General features: G+C 72.1%; 1 protein-coding gene. It reads right to left on the reverse strand.

Annotated features, from left to right (window positions below):
• Window positions 1–1,268, reverse strand: a 1,268-nt coding sequence (locus SJ20_RS05905; protein ID WP_165577054.1) for a hypothetical protein, incomplete at its 3' end; no start/stop codon positions are given.
• Between the last annotated feature and the right edge of the window lie 80 nt (window positions 1,269–1,348).

Raw genomic sequence — 1,348 nt, forward strand, 5'->3', positions numbered from 1 at the left:
CACCACTTCCAGGGACTTGACCCGAGCCGACGGCGCAGCGGCGAGAGCTGGACGCGATGCTCCGTCAACGCGAGCACGGCCGAGACATCGGTCGTCGGCTGCACCTGGGCGGTCATGACAATCCGGCACCGCCCCTGTCGGAGGGCTCGTCTCAGTCCTGGCAAGAGCCGAGGTTCCAGCGCGTCGACGTCGTCAACCACCACCGGCGGGCCGGGCCGCCGCACGAGGGCCTCGAGCCCCCGTAGCCAGGTCGTGTCCTCGGGGGTCTGGGCGCGGCCGACCTCGAGTATGACGGCGTCGGGGCCAGCGATCCTCCGGGCGGCCGCCGTGCGGCCGGAGCCGGGCTCCCCGATCACGCTCACCGAGCCCCGTGCCTCGCGGGCCGCTTCGACGGCCGGAGCCCAGGTCCCGCGCCCCGCCCCCGGCGTGGGACGCGGCGTGGTTTCCGTCGCGGCCCTCTCCAACCGCATCAGGGTCATGCCAGACGCCTCGGACACGTCCGCGACGCTGAAGCCCCCCGCCACGCCCACATCGCCACCGTCGAGCTCCCCCCGCCGCGCTCGCACCGCCAGGGCCCGCAGCTCCGATCCGTCGAGACACCGCACCAACCGCTCCGCCGCGGCATTCAGGAGGATCGACTCCTCACCCACGCCCACCACGGCACTACCCCGGCCCCGGGTGAGGCGGCGGAACTCCGTCAGAAGCCGCAACTCGTCTGCGTACGTGGCCGCGCCTAGCGCCTGCTCAATCTGTCGTCCGAGGTGCCGGGCCAGGCCCTCCACGAGCGTCGGCGTCGCCCCGGCGAACGTCACCACGCTGAGCGCCCCATGGACGCGCCCGACGCCCGGATGCGCGAGGGGCACCCCGAAGCAGGAGAAGGCCCGGAACGCGTCGAGATAGTGCTCCTCCCCGTCGACGGCGACGCCTCGGCCCAGCTCAAGGGCGGCGCCGATCCCGTTGAACCCCGCCGCCTCCTCGGCCAGGCAGACCCCCACATCCAGCCCCCGCCGCCGAATCTGCTCCCCCAACGCCGATTTCCATGGCCCCACGAGGCGGATCAGTCGTCCGCTGCGGTCGGAGGCAAAGAGGAAGAGGTCAAGGCCGGCGAAATCACGCGCCACGTCGGCCAGGGTGGTGGCGACCGCATGGTCGAGTGCCGCCGCGCGTGCCCGCACGTCGAGAGTGGCAGTGGTCAGCGTGTCGTCTGCGCGCACCCCGTGCAACCGGGACCGCCGCCAGCCGGATTCCGTCTCGAGGCGATTCGACACCATGACGGTTATGCCCGCCCGTGCGGCCACTCTGAGATGCACATCACGGTCGAGAAGCCTAGGTGTAAGAGGTCATGACG

It is taken from the genome of Micrococcus sp. MS-ASIII-49, assembly GCF_000946635.1.
In the GTDB taxonomy this organism is placed as follows: domain Bacteria; phylum Actinomycetota; class Actinomycetes; order Actinomycetales; family Micrococcaceae; genus Micrococcus; species Micrococcus luteus.